Origin of the sequence: Alteromonas sp. DY56-G5, from assembly GCF_041414725.1 — a bacterium.
Taxonomy (GTDB): Bacteria; Pseudomonadota; Gammaproteobacteria; order Enterobacterales; family Alteromonadaceae; genus Alteromonas; species Alteromonas macleodii.
In genome coordinates this window covers 1-16,360 of sequence record NZ_JANHZQ010000050.1, presented here as the reverse complement: position 1 = coordinate 16,360, position 16,360 = coordinate 1, and the positions used below count along the sequence as shown (strand labels likewise).

Here is a 16,360-nt window from a genome sequence, read left to right as displayed (position 1 = left end):
AGTTCCTTGTCGCTACCCTTGCTTATCCAAGTCTTCCAGCTCTTGATACAGTGCTTTCGTCACGGTTTCTTTGCTGGTGCCGCCCAAAATATTGCGTTGATTCACGCCGTACTCTAGCTGTAGTACCGGGTATACGTCGTCTTCAATTTTATCGCAAATAGCCTGCATGTCGCTTAGTGGTAAATCTTCAATGGCGCAGCCTTTGTCGATGGCCTGAAGCACAACGCGTCCTGCAATATCGTGGCCTGTTCTAAACGGTACACCTTTACCTACCAGATAATCGGCAAGTTCCGTGGCGTTAGAGAAGCCTTGGGTTGCCGCAACGCGACAGCGCTCTTCGTTTAACTTTAGTGAATCAAGCACTTCACTGGCAATACATAAACAAATATGCCACTGATTCACGGTGTCGATAGCGCCTTCTTTGTCTTCTTGCATGTCTTTGTTGTACGCAAGAGGAAGGCCTTTCATGGTAACCAATAGTGCCTGCAAAGAACCGAATACACGGCCACATTTGCCGCGCATTAACTCTAGTGCATCTGGGTTTTTCTTCTGCGGCATAAGCGATGAACCAGAGGTTACACTATCGCCAAGCTGTAAGAATCCTGCTTCGCCAGAGTTATAGAAAATCATGTCTTCGGCAAGACGTGACAAGTGCATCATGCTAGTGCTGGCTACAAATAAAAGCTCTAGCACAAAGTCTCTGTCCGATACAGCATCAAGGCTGTTTAGGCATGGAGAATCAAAGCCCAGTTCTTCAGCAATGGCATGACGGTCTACAGGGAAAGTAGTGCCTGCCAATGCGCCAGAGCCTAAAGGGCACTGATTCATGCGTACTTTCAAGTCGTCTAAACGGCTTAAGTCACGCTTTAGCATTTCAACGTAAGCCAAGCACCAGTGTGCAAAGTGAATAGGCTGTGCACGTTGTAAGTGAGTGTAACCTGGGATGATCGCTTCTTGATGACGGCTAGCGGCATTAAGAAGCGACTTTATTACACCTAAAACATCCGCGCGAAGTGAGGCAATATGTTCACGTACCCACAAGCGAAAGTCGGTGGCAACCTGATCGTTTCGGCTACGCCCGGTATGAAGCTTACGACCAATGTCACCAAGCTTCTCTATAAGCGCAGCTTCAACAAAGCTGTGAATGTCTTCTTCGCTAGATGCGTTAAAGTCTAGTTCACCTGCATCAGCTTTCGCTTTTAACTCGCTCAATGCAGACTCAAGCTGGGCTTGTTCATCAACGGTCAATACGCCTGCTTTTTGCAGCGCACGCGACCAACTGATAGAGCCTTGAATATCTTGGCTTGCCATAACTTGGTCAAACGGCAGCGAGTCGTTAACCTGTTTAAACATACTACTTGCACCGGATTCAAACCGGCCACCCCACAACGCCATGTGATGCTCCTTAAATGCTGTTCTGACTTAAGCTTTACTTTTGTAGGTAAAGCTTACTGTTCACCTTGTTTTTTCAGTGCTTCGATACGACTTGAAAGGCTGAACAGGCGGATAAAGCCTTCAGCGTGCTTCTGGTCGTAAACGTCGTCAGCACCAAAGGTGGCAAAGTCTTCAGAGTAAAGGCTATTTGGCGATTGACGCTGGGTTACCGTAGCTTGGCCTTTGTAAAGCTTAACCACGATATCGCCTGTTACTTTTTTCGCAAAGGAAGCTGCACCAGCTAATAGCGCATCGTTAAGTGCGGTGAACCAACGACCGTCGTACATCACGTGTGAGAACTCAAGACCAATCTGCTCACGGTATTTAAGCGCAGCTTTATCTAGCACCATAGTTTCCAGGGCTTTATACGCTTTAAGCAGTACGGTGCCTCCTGGTGTTTCATAACAGCCACGAGACTTCATACCTACAAGACGGTTTTCTACAATGTCGATACGTCCAACACCATGCGCCGCAGCTACAGTATTAAGTTTAACTAGCGCTTGATACGGCGAGAGTGCCTCACCATCAACATGAGTCAGTTTACCTTCGTCAAAAGACAGGGTTACGCGCTCAGGTGTGTCTGGTGCATCTTCAGGGTCAACGGTCATAGTCCACACTTGCTTGGTAGGCTCTTGCCATGGATCTTCAAGCTCGCCGCCTTCGTGTGAAATATGCCATGCGTTTGCATCGCGGCTGTAAATTTTTGTTGCTGACGCCGTGGTTGGAATATTGCGCTCAGCTAGATAAGCCAATAGATCTTCACGGCTTACCATGTCCCACTCACGCCATGGCGCGATTACCGTAAGGTCTGGGGCTAGGGCTGCAAAGGTACTTTCAAAGCGCACCTGATCGTTACCTTTACCGGTACAGCCGTGGCATAGTGCGTCGGCACCTACTTTGCGCGCAATCTCAACTTGCGCTTTGGCGATAACGGGGCGTGCCATTGACGTACCCAGTAGATATTCACCTTCGTAAACTGCACCTGTAGTAATAGTTGGGAAGATATATTCACTTACGAACTCTTCTTTCAAATCAACAATGTGGCATTCGCTTGCGCCAGATGCGATAGCTTTTTCATGAAGCCCTTCTAGTTCTTCATCACCTTGACCCACGTCGGCCGCAAACGCGACAACTTCACAGCCATAGTTTTCTTTAAGCCATGGAATGATGGCTGATGTATCAAGCCCGCCTGAATAGGCCAGCACGATTTTTTTTACGTTTTGCATCTAAATAATCCTTCTAAGCGTCTTTTTAGGCGTCTTATTAAGCGTTAAGTAATTGAGTAAGAATGGCGTTTTGGCCATGCATTCTATTTTCGGCTTGCTGCATTAATAGCGATTTATCGCTATCAATCAACGAGCCCGTAATTTCTAAATCGCGATGGGCAGGTTGGCAGTGCATCACGTAGCTAGCACCGGTTGCTTCCATCAACGCTTCGTTCACCTGATAAGGCATGAACTTTTCTTTGATCACTTCAAGTGGCGTCTCGTCACCCATTGAAAGCCATGTATCTGCATAGATAACGTCTGCGCCGTTAGCAGCACTAAGGTCCGTGCTTTCAACAATCGATACACCCGTTTTCTCGGCAATCGCTTTGGCTTGCGCCACAATTTCAGGTGCCGCTTCGTGCCCCTCTGGCGTGACTACAACTTGGTTGCAACCCAGAAGCGCCCCAACAATTAACAGAGAATGGGTTACATTGTTGCCGTCGCCTACATAGGCCATAGTAAGACCTTCGGTTTTGCCGAAGCGTTCAAACATTGTGAGGTAGTCGGCAAGGCCTTGGCACGGGTGGTATTTATCGCACAGCGCATTGATAACCGGCACGTTTGCCGCCTTAGAAAAGGTTTCTAGCGTATCGTGAGAAAACACGCGAGCAACAATGGCGTCAGCCCAGCACGCAAGATTAGCGGCGGTGTCTACTGCGTCTTCACGGCCGGCTAATTTGCCTGACTGCACATCTAAATACACCATGTGGCCGCCAAGCTTGTTGATACCAATATCGAAGCTAACGCGGGTTCGCAAAGACGGCTTTTCAAACAGGGCAACAATTGACTTCCCTGCTAGCACGTTGCTGTAACTTGCTGGGGCTTGTTTAATTTCTACAGCCAATTGCAGCAAATTTTTCATTGCGTCGGGTGTCCAGTCTGCAAAGGTTAGTAGGTCCTGTTTCATTGTACTTCTCCGGCATTGCCTTTTGTAAAGTCGGTGTGGGGTAAATCAGCGTTTTTTGACGGTGTATTTGTCAGGGCTGAGGGCAGTATTTGCGTGCCCGTTTTTTTATTTAAAATGTCGTTGATGTCGGCGGCCCAACTCGCGATGTAAACCGCGCGGCCTAAATTTTCCGCTGACGCGAGTGCCGCATCCACTTTTACTTTCATCCCGTCGGTGATAACGCCTTCATCTGCGTACTTCGATATGCTTGCTGCGTTAAGTTCGCTAATTAGCAATTTATCACCGTCTAGCACACCGTCAACATTGGAAAGAAGTAAAAGTTCAGCGTTAAGAAGCTCGGCAATAACCGTTGCGGCTTGGTCGGCGTTTACATTTAGTAATCTGCCTTGTGGGCTTGAACCAATAGAACTGATAACCGGTAGTGTTGACTGGGCTAATACGCTTTTTAGAAATGATGCATCTGCTGTTGACGGTACGCCCACGGCGCCATACTGGTCAGCTAGAGGCTCACACACCACCATATTGCCGTCTAACAACGACAAACCAACAGGGGTTAAGCCTGAAGCCAAAGCCGCTGCGCATAGTTGCTTGTTGGCAGAGCCTGCGAGGGCTCCGCAGATATAAGGCATATGTTCATCGGGCGTAACCCGAAGGCCATCAATTTTTGTGCTTTGAAGACCAAGACTCGCCATAAGCGTCTCCACTAATGGTCCGCCTCCGTGAACCACTACGACGGGGCGTGTGGCCTGCACGTCTTTTACGCTTAGAAATAAACGCGTCATTGCGGCGGTATCGTCAAGTAATGCACCGCCAACTTTAATTACAATTGGTGAAACACTCATAGTACTAACCCTGTCTCTACTGGTTGTTTCGTCATTATGTTAAGGCATTGTATTGCCTGAGAGGCAGCACCTTTCATTACGTTGTCGATTGCAGCGGTAATCACTGCGTATCCAGATGCTTCATCTAACTTCCAATGCAGATCAACAAATGGGGTATGAGCAACGTCATCAATTTTTGGAAAACTCTTGCGCAAACGCACAATGGGTTTATCAGCATAGGCGTCAGTGTACGCTTGTTCAAGTTGTGCGCTGGTGGTACCAGCTTTAACCTTAACGGTCACGGTCGCCAAGATCCCCCGTTTAAAATTACCCAAGTGCGGCGTAAAGATAACAGGGGTGCCCAAGTAAGCTTCAATTTCTGGGGTGTGACGATGGCCTAGCACGCCGTATGCCTGCAGGCTAACTTCAAAAAAGCTGGTGGTTAGGCTGGCTTTCCTTCCTGCACCCGATACGCCTGAAACAGCGTTAATTACAGGGCGTACGCTTTCATCCAGTAAATTGTTATGTGCAAGAGGTTTAAGCGCACTAAGGCTCGCAGTGGGGTAGCACCCCGGCACAGCGATAACGTCGGCAGAGGCAATTTGCGCTTCATGCCACTCGGCAAGGCCGTAAACAGCTTGAGCCAAGCTTTGCTCTTGCATATGCGGAAAGCCGTAGAACTGTTCGAAGACATTCGTGTCTTTTAGCCTGAATGCACCCGACAAATCGAGCACTTTGGCTTTGCCCGAAGATAGGACAGGCATCCAGTCGTGGCTCGCCTCGTGCGGTGTGGCAAGAAAGATAAAATCGACACCGTCAGCTATTTCTTTTAATGCCGCATCCGAAATAGGCGTAAGTGTAGAGTTTACGTGAGCCAAGTTACCGTGAAGCTCTGCAATGTTCTTACCCGCGTCGCTACTATTCTCAGACACATACGTGCCCGCCAATACTAGTTTTGGGTGTTGAATAACCAACTGAACAAGTTGTGCCCCTGTGTAACCACTGGCACCAATAATCGAAACGCTGTACATAATTAAAAATTCAATAAAAGGAGAAAAAAATCACTTTTTACCTTTGTAAACTGGTTGGGCGTTATTCGTTGCCTAACCGCGACCACATCACAAAGGTAAAAAGTGTGCTACCGCAAAAGCATAGAAAGGCGCACGCATCGTCGTACGCTATGCATCGTGTAGCCAGCCAGGGGAGAGTTAAACTCTTTATCGTTGCCAGTGGTTGAACCAACAACGCGAGTTGGTTGTGTCATCATCAATTCCTATCAAGTCGCAACTCAAAATTGTGAGTTGGATGCTTTAACCGTCGACTAGTGTATCTAATTTGAATTTTTATGCAATAAAAATGTATAAATATTTTATTGAGTCGTTACGGCAGCTAAGTCACAAAAAATATAACTAATAATATATTTGTAGTTGTGACAGTAAGTTGACAAGTTACGCAATAGAACTGAATATTTATACTCACTGCCTGACATGGCTGAGTGGAAATGTTTACCAGTAATGCACATCGCTCATCATTAATGCGTGATATGACTAGTTACAGTGTCTAACCATGCAAAGCGGGTAAATTGTTACCGTATGTCGACAGTGGCCGTGAGTATTGGTTGTTAGGATTAACTCGGAAAATAAAATGGGCAAACTTACCTTGGCGCTTGTTGCGCACGATCATAAAAAGCCTGAGCTACTTGCTTGGGTTAAGCAGCACATTGATGTGCTCAAACAGTGTAATTTAGTGGGCACAGGCACAACAGGCGGTTTAATTGCCAATGAAACGGGGCTAGAAGTTACGCGCTATAAAAGTGGCCCGCTTGGGGGCGACCAGCAGATAGGAGCACTCATCGCTGATAATAAGCTAGATGCACTTTTCTTTTTTTGGGATCCGCTAAACCCAGCGCCTCACGACCCTGACGTTAAAGCGCTGCTACGACTGTGTTCGGTATGGAATGTCCCAGTCGCCTGCACACCAGCCACAGCTGATTTAGTAATAACGTCGCCGCTTTTTTTGTCACCCGACTACAAGCCAGTTAAACCGAATTTTTAGCAGTCAGCTTTTAGCTCAAATTCGGTAACGTCAAATATTTTGGGCGAAACGTAGTTTAAAAGAAAGTCAGCAGGTTGAAAGCCAGCCATAAAAAAGGCTGGCCAGGGCCAGCACTTTTTACGGTGGGTTAGGGTGTTACTGAATACTAAGATCGCAGTAAGTCACGTAGCTTTCGACCTTCTTCGCGCTGCGCTTTTAACTCAGCTTGCTGTTCAGGCGTTAGTACTGCAAACATGGCCTGGCGCTGTTTGGCCTTTTCAACACCAGCACTGACAAGGTCGTCTTTGTACTGGGCAACAAGCGCGTTCCAAGAGTCTTGTGAGAAAGACGAGCTTCTAATCAGGTCGCGCTGGGCATCCTTGAAGCTTCGCAGTGTTTCTCTGTTCGCATTGGATGTGTCCTTGAATGATTCACGAAGCTCAGCAAGATTTGCCAGCTGATCATCGGTCAGGTCAATGCCTTTAAACGGCGTGCCATTACGCTGGTGATTTCTGTCGCCTCTTTCACTTTTACCGTGACCGCGGAATTTTTTGCCTTTACCTTCACCATCCATGCGTTTTGCAAACTGTGATTTTCGCTCGTTAGATGCGTCGCGGCGCTTGTCACCTTTCGCTGCTCTTTTTTCTTCCCTACTTTCCTCACGCGCCAGGACTTTCGCTTGCTGCTCTTCACTTAGCACGTTAAATATATTGTGGCGTAGTTGAGCAAGAGCAAAATGTTTCGACTCTCGCTCTTCAAACTGAGTTTCTATAAAAGCACTGATTTGTGCCTCAGAAGCGGTTTCAAAATCGAAATCTGGCTTTTCACTATCTTGATATTCAACTCGAGGGTTAGCGTCTTTAAATGCGCTTACGAGTGTTTTTATCTCTTCGCGCTGTGCGTCGCTTAAGCTTAAACCGCGAAGGTGTTTAACAATTTCTTTAACCGGTTCGTGGTGACGCATACCTGGGCCTGCTGGCTGCGCCAACGCAAATCCACCTAAGCTAATCGCCGCTACAGTTGCACTAGCAATTAATAACTTTTTCATTGTCGTCTCCTTTTTGTTCGGACACGTTAATCCTAGCGTGATAAATACAAAAAGCAGTCAACGCACTGTAAAGCTTCTGTAAAGGTGATGCCGTTTTGTGATTGTAAAGGTCTGAAAAGATATAGTATGCGTTTGTCAGTGCTTTTCGTTGAATTTAGACAAAACTCACCACAAACGTAGGTTGAAGTTTATAAAAATTACAGGCACTTTCATGAATCAAAGGTCAGCAGTTACAACCGTTAAAGAGTTTAATACCATGAGTTCAGATTTTCATTTGCAGTCTATTCTTGTTATCGATGATGACCTTGAGCTGACAGAAATGCTTTCTGCGTATCTGTCGAGTATGGGGTATCAGGTGCAAGTGCGTAACGACGGTGAAGAAGGGTTATCTGAGGCTGTGTCTGGCCGTCATTACGACCTTATTTTGCTGGATGTGATGATGCCTAAAATGGATGGGTTTGACGTATTGAAAAAGCTGCGAGCTAGCCACAGCACACCTGTGCTTATGCTGACTGCAAGAGGCGATGATTACGACCGTATATTGGGTCTGGAAATGGGCGCTGATGATTACTTACCAAAACCGTTTAACCACCGTGAGCTGGTGGCGCGAATAAAAGCGATTGTGCGTCGCCATAATCTTTCCGCTTCAGGCGGCGCTGTGGAACAGGACTTATTTGTGAATGGCATCTTTTTAAGCCCAAGTAGTCAGCTCGCTAAAGTGGACGATGTGGAATTAACGCTAACCACAACCGAGTTCTTAATTTTGCGCCTATTAATGCTTAACGCAGCTCAGCGAGTAACGAAAGAAGAAATAAGTTTAAAGATTCTTGGCAAGCCTCTGCAAGCTTTCGACAGAAGCATTGATATGCATGTTAGTAACTTGCGAAAGAAAATCAGTGCGGTAGCCGTTGATGAAAAAATCAAAACCATTCGCGGAGTAGGGTATATGTTAATTGTTGGAAACCATTAATGGTAAAACTGTTACGCAGCATCAGCCCAACAAGGGCCATCATGGGCCGATTATTTCTTTGGTTTTGGGCAACGTTCATTGTTACATCGCTTTTGGCCATTTGGGGAAGTCGCCTCTTTTTTGAAGACCTTCAAGTTGTGCAAATCAAGCCCCGCGAAGTGGAGGATTTAAACCAGGCTATTGAGCGAATGCAGCGCGAGCGCTTTCAAAGTGTACCGTTACATGAAGCACTTGATCGCAATTCACGTGGTATAAGAGGTAGGCTGGTGGCTGTCGATATTCGCGACAACCGTCTTGTCTCAGGGGGCGGCCCTCCTCTTCGCGACAATGATAAAGAAGATTTGCTACGTCTAGTCAATCAAACTTCTCCGATTGCAGTAAAGCGCGGCGCATTCAAAATTCTCGGCCCGGTTTTCTTCGAGCGAGACAATTCACGCTTCGCGCTTTTTGCGGTAAAGCTTGATATGCCAGAGAAGCAAACCCCTCCCGTTCTGTTGTTTTTGGCGATAGCACTCATAACGACTACGCTTTTGAGTTGGTTATTTGCTAAAACGCTGACCAACCCTATTTTGCACATTCAAGGTTCAGCAAAACGCTTAGCAAGTGGCGACTGGCAAACACGGGTGGGCAAGGCCGCCAAGCGTCAGGATGAGTTAGGGCAGTTGGCGCGCGACTTTAACAAAATGGCAGAGCAGCTCGAATCGATGTGGGGCGCACAAAAGCGATTATTAGCTGATGTCTCTCACGAACTTCGTTCACCCCTAGCGCGATTGCAAATGGCGTTAGGGCTTGCCCATCAGCAAAACGTAGACCCAGCCACCTTATCTCGCGTAGAACGAGAAGCTGACCGAATGGAAGCGCTAGTTAGTCAATTACTCACACTTAGTCGCGCGGAAGCTGGTGAGGCGAACATGCAAAAGCACGCTTTGTCTTTGGTACTTAACGATGTACTGACCGATGCTAACTTTGAAGCTGCAAATAAAAACAAGCAGTTAAAAATTGACGATATACCTAAAAAAACGGTAGTCATTGACAGCATGATGTTTTGTCGCGCTGTCGAGAATGTTCTTCGCAATGCCATACGTCATAGCAAACTCGTCACGCATATTACGTTTAGCGAAGATGCGCAGCATTGGTGTATTCACATTACAGATGACGGCGACGGGTTAACCAGTGAGGAATGTGAGCGTATATTTTCTCCGTTTTACAGGGCAACTCTTGCCAGAGAGCGCGAGTCAGGAGGCGTAGGCTTGGGCTTATCCATTGCAAAAGCGGCAGTTGAGTTGCATCATGGACGCATAATCGCTGAACCTGCTGAGCGCGGTGGGCTACGAGTTACTATGTCATTTCCCAAGTTATGATTGGGAACGTTGATAGCACTCCGTAGCCTAACAAAGAGCGCAATTTGACTGTAATAGGGTATTTATGAACTGGACGTTCACGTCTGAAAATAACTTAGCCAGCACTTTTGCCACGTATATCAATCCCTTCTGGCAAAACAGTGTTACTCAGGGCCACTTCTCTGGGAAAGACAATATCAAGGTACGCTTTGCGCACTGTATCCCAGAATCGCCGCGAGCTACCATTGTAATATGCTCTGGTCGAATCGAATCTTATTTAAAGTACAAAGAGTTTATTTACGATCTCTATCAAAATGGTTTCGCCGTATTCATCTTAGATCACAGAGGCCAAGGCTTGTCAGACAGGATGACCCGTGACCCTCAGCATGGTTATGTTGCCGATTTTGACGACTACGTTGATGACTTCGTTATGTTCGTAGAAACTATTGTAAAGCCACTGCAGCAAGGCCCGTTACAGCTGGTATGCCATTCGATGGGGGGCGCCATTGGTGCACTCACGCTGCTGCGTCTTCCGAACTTGTTTTCAAAAGCCGTTTTGGCTTCACCCATGTTTGGCATTAAACCCGCTCTGCCCAATTGGTTGGCGAATGGCTTAATTCGCACAGGCCTTGCGGTAAACAGAATGAAAAAGAAAGATGCGGGGTACTTTTTTGGTCAAACCCCGTATATCGCGTTTCCTTTTTCACTTAATAAGCTCACCCACAGCAAAACCCGCTATGCCCTGTTTCGTGAGCTGTATGACGAAGAGCAGGATATTCAGCTTGGTGGCGTAACTACAGAGTGGTTGGCAGCGGCGCATCAGGCTATGAACAAAATTGAAAGTAGCGCACGCGCTATTACAACGCCTTCGCTTGTATTAAGTGCAGACGATGATGCGATTATTGATAATAACCGTCAGCGCCGCGTGGCGCAGCTTATGCCAAATGCAAAACTTGAAATAGTGCCCCGCGCTTACCATGAGCTATTCACCGAGTCTGACGACATTCGCGAGCGCTCCATGGCGCGTATTCTCGACTTTTTGATAGAAGACTCGTCTACATAAGTGCAATCATAGCTAACATTTAGTTAGGTAATCGTACTTAAGAGCAGTGCTTTCTATTTCACAGGTAATAAAAGTGTGCGCAAGGGTGATGAAGAATAGCGTTTCGGTATAAAATAAACGAGTTGTTAACTGTGAAGGTAATTTAAAAAAGCATGCTCGATATCGTACTCTATCAGCCAGAAATCCCGCCAAATACGGGAAACATCATCCGCTTATGCGCAAACAGTGGCTTTATGTTGCACTTAATCGAGCCCTTGGGTTTTGAATGGGACGATAAACGCGTTCGACGCGCAGGTTTAGATTATCACGAGTTTGCTCACGTAAAGCGCCACGCCAGTTTAGACGCTTACCTGAATGATGCTAAGCCAAAACGGGTTTTCGCTTGCACAACGAAAGGCAAAGCATTTCACAGCGATGTGTCTTATCAAAAAGGCGATGCGTTAATTTTCGGACCGGAAACCCGAGGTTTACCAGACGACTATATTCAATCGCTTCCCCCAGAGCAGCGTGTTCGCATCCCTATGTTGCCAGACAGTCGTAGTATGAACTTGTCTAATGCAGTATCGGTATTTGTGTATGAAAGCTGGCGTCAGTTTGGTTACGAGGGTGCTCGTTAGTACTTTCTTTAACGCTTACTGTATTGCTAAAAACTCTTTTAACCACTCAAATCAAAAGCTTATTCAGCATTTAAAAATGTCTGTAAAGATAGCGTAAATGTAAAGATTGTCTCTCGTGGCGAATCTTTACATTCGCTATATTGCATTCAGTTTTTTTTATGGATCAAATGCTTTGAAACTCCCTCTACCCATTAAAGTACTGCTCATTGCAATTATTGTGTTTGTGCCTGCTTATGCTGTTTATGCTTGGCTATACTCACCTCAGACAAATACCGAATATCTCTTTCAAGATGCAAAGATACGAGACATCGAATTAAATTTGGTGTCTACAGGTCAGCTTGAGCCCAAGCGCTACGTAGAGGTAGGTGCGCAGGTTTCAGGTCAGGTAGACAATATTCACGTTGAAGAGGGGGATATTGTTAAAGAAGGCGATTTGCTGGTAGAGATCGATGCCCGTGTATTTGAAACACAAGTACAGAACTCTCAAGCGGCGCTGGACAGCAAAAAAGCACAGCTGGCTCAGCTGCGGGCAGAGCGAGAACTCGCCGAAGTGAGAGCGCAACGCAATCAAAATTTGTTTAAGCAAAATGCAGTCAGCCAAGATGTAGTCGTAAGCAGTGATACAAACCTTAAAGTTATCGATACCAAGATCACGGCTAGCATCGCACAGATTAAAGCCGACGAAGCCTCGCTGGAAGGGGATATTACTAAGCTCGGTTTTGCAAAGATATTTGCGCCAATATCCGGAACTGTAGCCACCTTACCGGTGCGTGAGGGGCAAACCCTGAATGCCAATCAAAACGCCCCCGTGTTGCTTCAAATTTCCGATTTATCAGTAATGACCCTACGCGCAGAAGTGTCCGAAGCCGATGTGCAGAAAATAAAGCGCGGCATGCCAGTCTATTTCTCTACCTTGGGCGATAACAAAACCTTCTACCACTCTACCGTTCGTCAAGTGCTACCTACACCCACTGTACTTAATGACGTAGTGCTATACCAAGTGCTAATCGATGTTGAGAATCCTGATCGCACTTTAATGGATGCTATGACTACCCAAGTGTTCTTTGTGCAAGAGCAGGTGAAAGGCGCGCTTTCTGTGCCGTTAGCGGCAGTAAAAGGACGAGCTCGCAATCAATTCGTGATGCTTAAACAGGGCGATGAGGTGGTTCGCACGCCAGTAAAAGTAGGCATAAAAAATAGAACCCATATTCAAATTATGGAAGGCCTATCAGAAGGTGATGAAGTGGTTGTGGGTCTAGCAGACGGCACCGCAATGCCGGCCGCGGGTATGCGCAGAGTGCCGGGTGGGCAGCCGCCATCAGGTCCACCGCGCCGCCGTGACGGATTCTAATATGTCGTTAATACAGCTTAATGGCGTATCACGTCGCTACAAAACAGAAGGGTTTGAAGTCACCGCATTGGATAACGTTTCGTTATCAATCGATAAGGGTGAATTTGTCGCCATTATGGGGCAATCCGGGTCAGGAAAGTCGACCTTGATGAATATCCTAGGATGTTTAGACACCCCTTCAGAAGGGGAGTACCGTATCCACGGACAGTCAGTGTCTTCGTTGAACCCAGACCAGCTTTCTGCTCTTCGCTTGAAAACGTTTGGTTTTGTTTTCCAGCGCTATCAGCTACTGTCGTCGCTAAACGCCACTGAAAACGTGGCGCTGCCAGCAATATACAGCGGTACGCCTAGCGAAGAGCGTACTCAAAAAGCGCAACAGTTGCTTGATAAACTTGGGCTTGCAAGCAGAAAAGAGCACAAGCCCGGAGAGCTTTCTGGTGGCCAACAACAGCGTGTCTCGGTAGCCCGCGCCTTAATTAATGGTGCAGAAGTAATATTAGCCGACGAGCCCACGGGGGCGCTTGACTCGGCCAGCGGAGAACAGTTACTGGCATTGCTTCGCGAGCTACACGCAGAAGGGGTGACTATTATTCTTATCACCCACGATAGTGCAGTTGCTGAACATGCCGACAGGCAAATACACTTGCTTGATGGGAAAATTGTAACAGATACTAAAACCGCTGCGCCTAGCACAAGTGAATCATTTGAAAAGAATGCGGCTTCAGTGCAGCACGTACATGCTCAAGAGCCTAAATCAGTACCGGCAATTAAACCTTTTCCAAGTATCTCACTTTCTTCAGCCCTATCTATGGCGTTCACTGCCCTTAGAATGAATTGGTTTAGAACCTTGCTCACACTCTTGGGAATTATTATTGGAGTAGCGGCAGTGGTGACCATGATGGCCATCGGTGAGGGAGGTAAACAGCAGGTACTAGAGCGCATTGAAACCATTGGCACGAACCTGATTTCGATTAGGCCGGGTGGACGAAACATGCGCTCATCCGGTGATATTGCATCGTTGACATTAGCCGATGCCACTGCATTGAAAAGTGTTCTGGGTGTGGCTTATGTCGCGCCGGAAAGAAGTGCAAGGGCAACCATCCGCTACAGCGAAAACGATTTTTCAGGACGTATTACAGGCACCACACCTGATTACTTTCATGCTAAAGACTGGGAAATGGCGCAGGGCGTGTTTTTCAGCGATGAAGACGTAACAAATTATGCACCTGTGGTGGTAATTGGAGATACGGTAGCAGAGACCCTGTTTGAAGATAAATATCGGGCAGTAGGCGAGTACATTTTGATGCAAAATGCCTTCTATCAGGTCGTAGGTGTACTTCATTCTAAGGGCGCCAGTGCAGGTGGTAACGATATGGATGACGAAGTGCTCATTCCGGTTACAACTGGCCGTTTGAAGGTATTTGGTCGAGATTACTTAAGCAGCATTACCATAAAGGCAGAAAGTACCGAAGTAGCCACTCAGGTAAAAGACGATGTGTTGGCACTGTTGGTAGAACGTCACGGACAAGAAGACGTGATGGTGCGTACCACAGAGTCACTGGTAGAGGCGGTCACGGAAACGCAAGACACGTTAACTTGGCTCTTGGCGTCTGTTGCTGCCATATCTTTGTTTGTTGGCGGTATCGGTGTAATGAATATCATGCTGGTCAACGTATCTGAGCGTAAGAGGGAGATTGGACTACGCATCGCCACAGGCGCAAAACCTCGCGATATATTGCGCCAGTTCAATATCGAGGCATGGGTAGTGTGTATCTTGGGTGGTATCTTCGGCATTCTTCTGGGCTATTTTGTTGTCCTTATCGTTGCTTCATTCAGTGTGCCTGTCGCCTACACGCTAATGCCGCCCGTTTTGGCTTTTGTCACATCTCTCGCTGTAGGGCTCATTTTTGGTTATGGCCCTGCTCAAAAAGCATCAAAGCTTAATCCCATTGACGCGTTGGCAGAGGAGTAACGCCATGCATTCTTTTCGTTTTTCTGTGCCTCTTGCCGCTCGTTCATTACTGTGCGCGTTCTCTTGTATCGTGCTGACCGCAAGCTGCGCTTACTCACCTTCTACAACGTTGCCCGAAACTGACACGCAGGCGCTACAAAAAGCGAAGTCTGTGGACGCGACTAGTCAAATAACAACATCATGGTGGAAGGTGTTCGAGGTGGCTGAACTTGCGCCCGTTATGAAGTCGCTTGAAAGCCAAAATTTAACCCTTAATCAAGCCGAGCAGAGGGTGAAACGAGCGCAATTTCTGTTAGCACAAGTTAACGCAGGTGACGTTCCGACTATAACGGCGAGGACATCTGGACGCAGTGGAAGAGACCTAGATAGTGGCCGTTCAAGCCACTCTACCTCAGGTGGACTGGGGTTGAGTTATGACGCGGACATATGGGGTACACGAGATGCTCAGCAGCGCAGTCGTCAGTTAGGTATCGATACTGCACAGTATCAGTTTACCGATGCGCTGTTAGACACCCAGGCGTTGTTTATAAATACCCTTCTTGAGCAGATTTCACTGCAGTCGCGGCTGTCTATTGCGATGCAAAACGTAGAGATTAGCGAAGCGCTGCTAAACCTAGTTCAAATTCGCTTTGAAGAGGGGGATACCTCAGGTATTGAGGTTTCCCAGCAGCGCAATACATTGATCAGTGCTCAGTCGGAGGTGCTGCGACTGAGCAATAGTTTAACGCTTAATGAGCGGGCATTAGCGGTATTGTTAGGTAATGAATCTATGCAATTTAATACGCCTGAACAAAAAGCGCTGCTTTCCCTTTCGCTAACCGATTTTTCACTGCCCGAAGTGGCACCTATATTAAGCGCTGAGGTATTGAAGCAGCGTCCAGATGTTCAGTTAGCTATAGCGCAATTTAAGCAGGCTGATTTAGCGTTTTACGAAGCGTCAGTGGCAGGTCTTCCAGGCATGAGCTTAAGTGCAGATATTGGTGTGAGTGATCTTTTAGATTTAGCGCAAGGGTGGACCTTAGGCGCAGCAATAAGCTCAGCAGCAACCCTGTTTGATGGGGGACGGTTAGAAGCTGCAGAGAAGGCGGCAAAAACGGATGTTGATTTGGCGATATTACAGTATCAGCAGACAGTGCTTAGCGCGATAGAAGCATTGTTAAATAGCCAAACTAACTTAGTATTCAATAAACAAAACTACCGCTACGCGTTAGCCTCGCTCGAAAACAATCAGCAGCTTTATCGTCTTGCGGATATTCGCTACAAAGCCGGTGACACTGACTTTCTGAATTTGCTTAATGCTCAACGTAGCTTTTTCTCGGCTAGGCAATCTGTGATCAGCAACTATCAAGCAGTACTCTCTTCCGTCATTGCCACCTACAGAGAAAGCGCAGGCGCCGACATCACTTCGTCATAGCATTTAGATTTTTTCAAGCAGTAATATAAAAGCCCTGTGAACAGGGCTTCAGATTGATGATAAACCCCTCTTTTTTCGGAGGGGTTTATTTTTTCTAGCAGCCGAAGGCTGCGATCGCGAT

At 47.0% G+C, this 16,360-nt stretch carries 14 protein-coding genes; 8 read left to right on the top strand and 6 right to left on the bottom strand.

The features are described from left to right. Positions 1-12: 12 nt before the first annotated feature. The 5 genes from argH to argC are packed head-to-tail and all read right to left on the bottom strand — an operon-like array spanning position 13 to position 5,461. Positions 13-1,395: an argininosuccinate lyase gene (gene argH / locus NO989_RS18605; protein WP_371342996.1), complete on the bottom strand. Its 1,383-nt coding sequence runs from the start codon at positions 1,393-1,395 to the stop codon at positions 13-15. 53 nt (positions 1,396-1,448) lie between these two features. Then, complete coding sequence (locus tag NO989_RS18600) at positions 1,449-2,660, bottom strand: argininosuccinate synthase (RefSeq protein WP_014948050.1); 1,212 nt, start codon at positions 2,658-2,660, stop codon at positions 1,449-1,451. Positions 2,661-2,697: 37 nt separating this feature from the next. Further along, entirely contained in the window at positions 2,698-3,609 is a 912-nt protein-coding gene (locus tag NO989_RS18595; RefSeq protein ID WP_039231062.1) for an ornithine carbamoyltransferase, read from the bottom strand. After that, the gene (gene argB, locus NO989_RS18590) at positions 3,606-4,451 is read right to left on the bottom strand and encodes an acetylglutamate kinase (protein ID WP_039231060.1); all 846 of its coding nucleotides are present in this window, start codon (positions 4,449-4,451) and stop codon (positions 3,606-3,608) included. The genes NO989_RS18595 and argB overlap by 4 nt, the downstream gene beginning before the upstream one ends. Continuing rightward, entirely contained in the window at positions 4,448-5,461 is a 1,014-nt protein-coding gene (gene argC / locus NO989_RS18585; protein WP_371342994.1) for an N-acetyl-gamma-glutamyl-phosphate reductase, read from the bottom strand. Before argC ends, argB begins: the two co-directional genes overlap by 4 nt. 613 nt (positions 5,462-6,074) lie before the next feature. Here argC and NO989_RS18580 point away from each other — a divergent pair. Continuing rightward, complete coding sequence (locus NO989_RS18580; protein WP_371342993.1) at positions 6,075-6,485, top strand: methylglyoxal synthase; 411 nt, start codon at positions 6,075-6,077, stop codon at positions 6,483-6,485. A gap of 145 nt (positions 6,486-6,630) precedes the next feature. Here the strand turns inward: NO989_RS18580 and NO989_RS18575 are convergent, their stop codons facing one another. Then, complete coding sequence (locus tag NO989_RS18575; RefSeq protein ID WP_371342992.1) at positions 6,631-7,512, bottom strand: Spy/CpxP family protein refolding chaperone; 882 nt, start codon at positions 7,510-7,512, stop codon at positions 6,631-6,633. Positions 7,513-7,768: 256 nt separating this feature from the next. Here NO989_RS18575 and NO989_RS18570 point away from each other — a divergent pair, with 256 nt between their 5' ends. From NO989_RS18570 to NO989_RS18540, 7 genes are all read left to right on the top strand, one after another. Beyond that, on the top strand, positions 7,769-8,482 hold the full coding sequence (locus tag NO989_RS18570; protein WP_044556900.1) for a response regulator transcription factor: 714 nt from the start codon (positions 7,769-7,771) through the stop codon (positions 8,480-8,482). After that, positions 8,482-9,843: an ATP-binding protein gene (locus tag NO989_RS18565; protein ID WP_371342990.1), complete on the top strand. Its 1,362-nt coding sequence runs from the start codon at positions 8,482-8,484 to the stop codon at positions 9,841-9,843. Before NO989_RS18570 ends, NO989_RS18565 begins: the two co-directional genes overlap by 1 nt. Before the next feature lie 64 nt (positions 9,844-9,907). Then, positions 9,908-10,885 carry an alpha/beta fold hydrolase gene (locus NO989_RS18560; protein WP_321825095.1) on the top strand — a complete coding sequence of 326 codons (978 nt, stop codon included), beginning with the start codon at positions 9,908-9,910 and terminating at the stop codon, positions 10,883-10,885. Positions 10,886-11,037: 152 nt separating this feature from the next. Beyond that, positions 11,038-11,502: a tRNA (uridine(34)/cytosine(34)/5-carboxymethylaminomethyluridine(34)-2'-O)-methyltransferase TrmL gene (gene trmL, locus NO989_RS18555; RefSeq protein WP_014975499.1), complete on the top strand. Its 465-nt coding sequence runs from the start codon at positions 11,038-11,040 to the stop codon at positions 11,500-11,502. 172 nt (positions 11,503-11,674) lie between these two features. Next, on the top strand, positions 11,675-12,853 hold the full coding sequence (locus NO989_RS18550; RefSeq protein WP_321825096.1) for an efflux RND transporter periplasmic adaptor subunit: 1,179 nt from the start codon (positions 11,675-11,677) through the stop codon (positions 12,851-12,853). 1 nt (position 12,854) lies between these two features. Beyond that, entirely contained in the window at positions 12,855-14,825 is a 1,971-nt protein-coding gene (locus tag NO989_RS18545; protein ID WP_371342988.1) for a MacB family efflux pump subunit, read from the top strand. Positions 14,826-14,829: 4 nt separating this feature from the next. Further along, entirely contained in the window at positions 14,830-16,239 is a 1,410-nt protein-coding gene (locus tag NO989_RS18540; protein ID WP_187447366.1) for a TolC family protein, read from the top strand. The last annotated feature ends 121 nt before the right edge of the window (positions 16,240-16,360 follow it).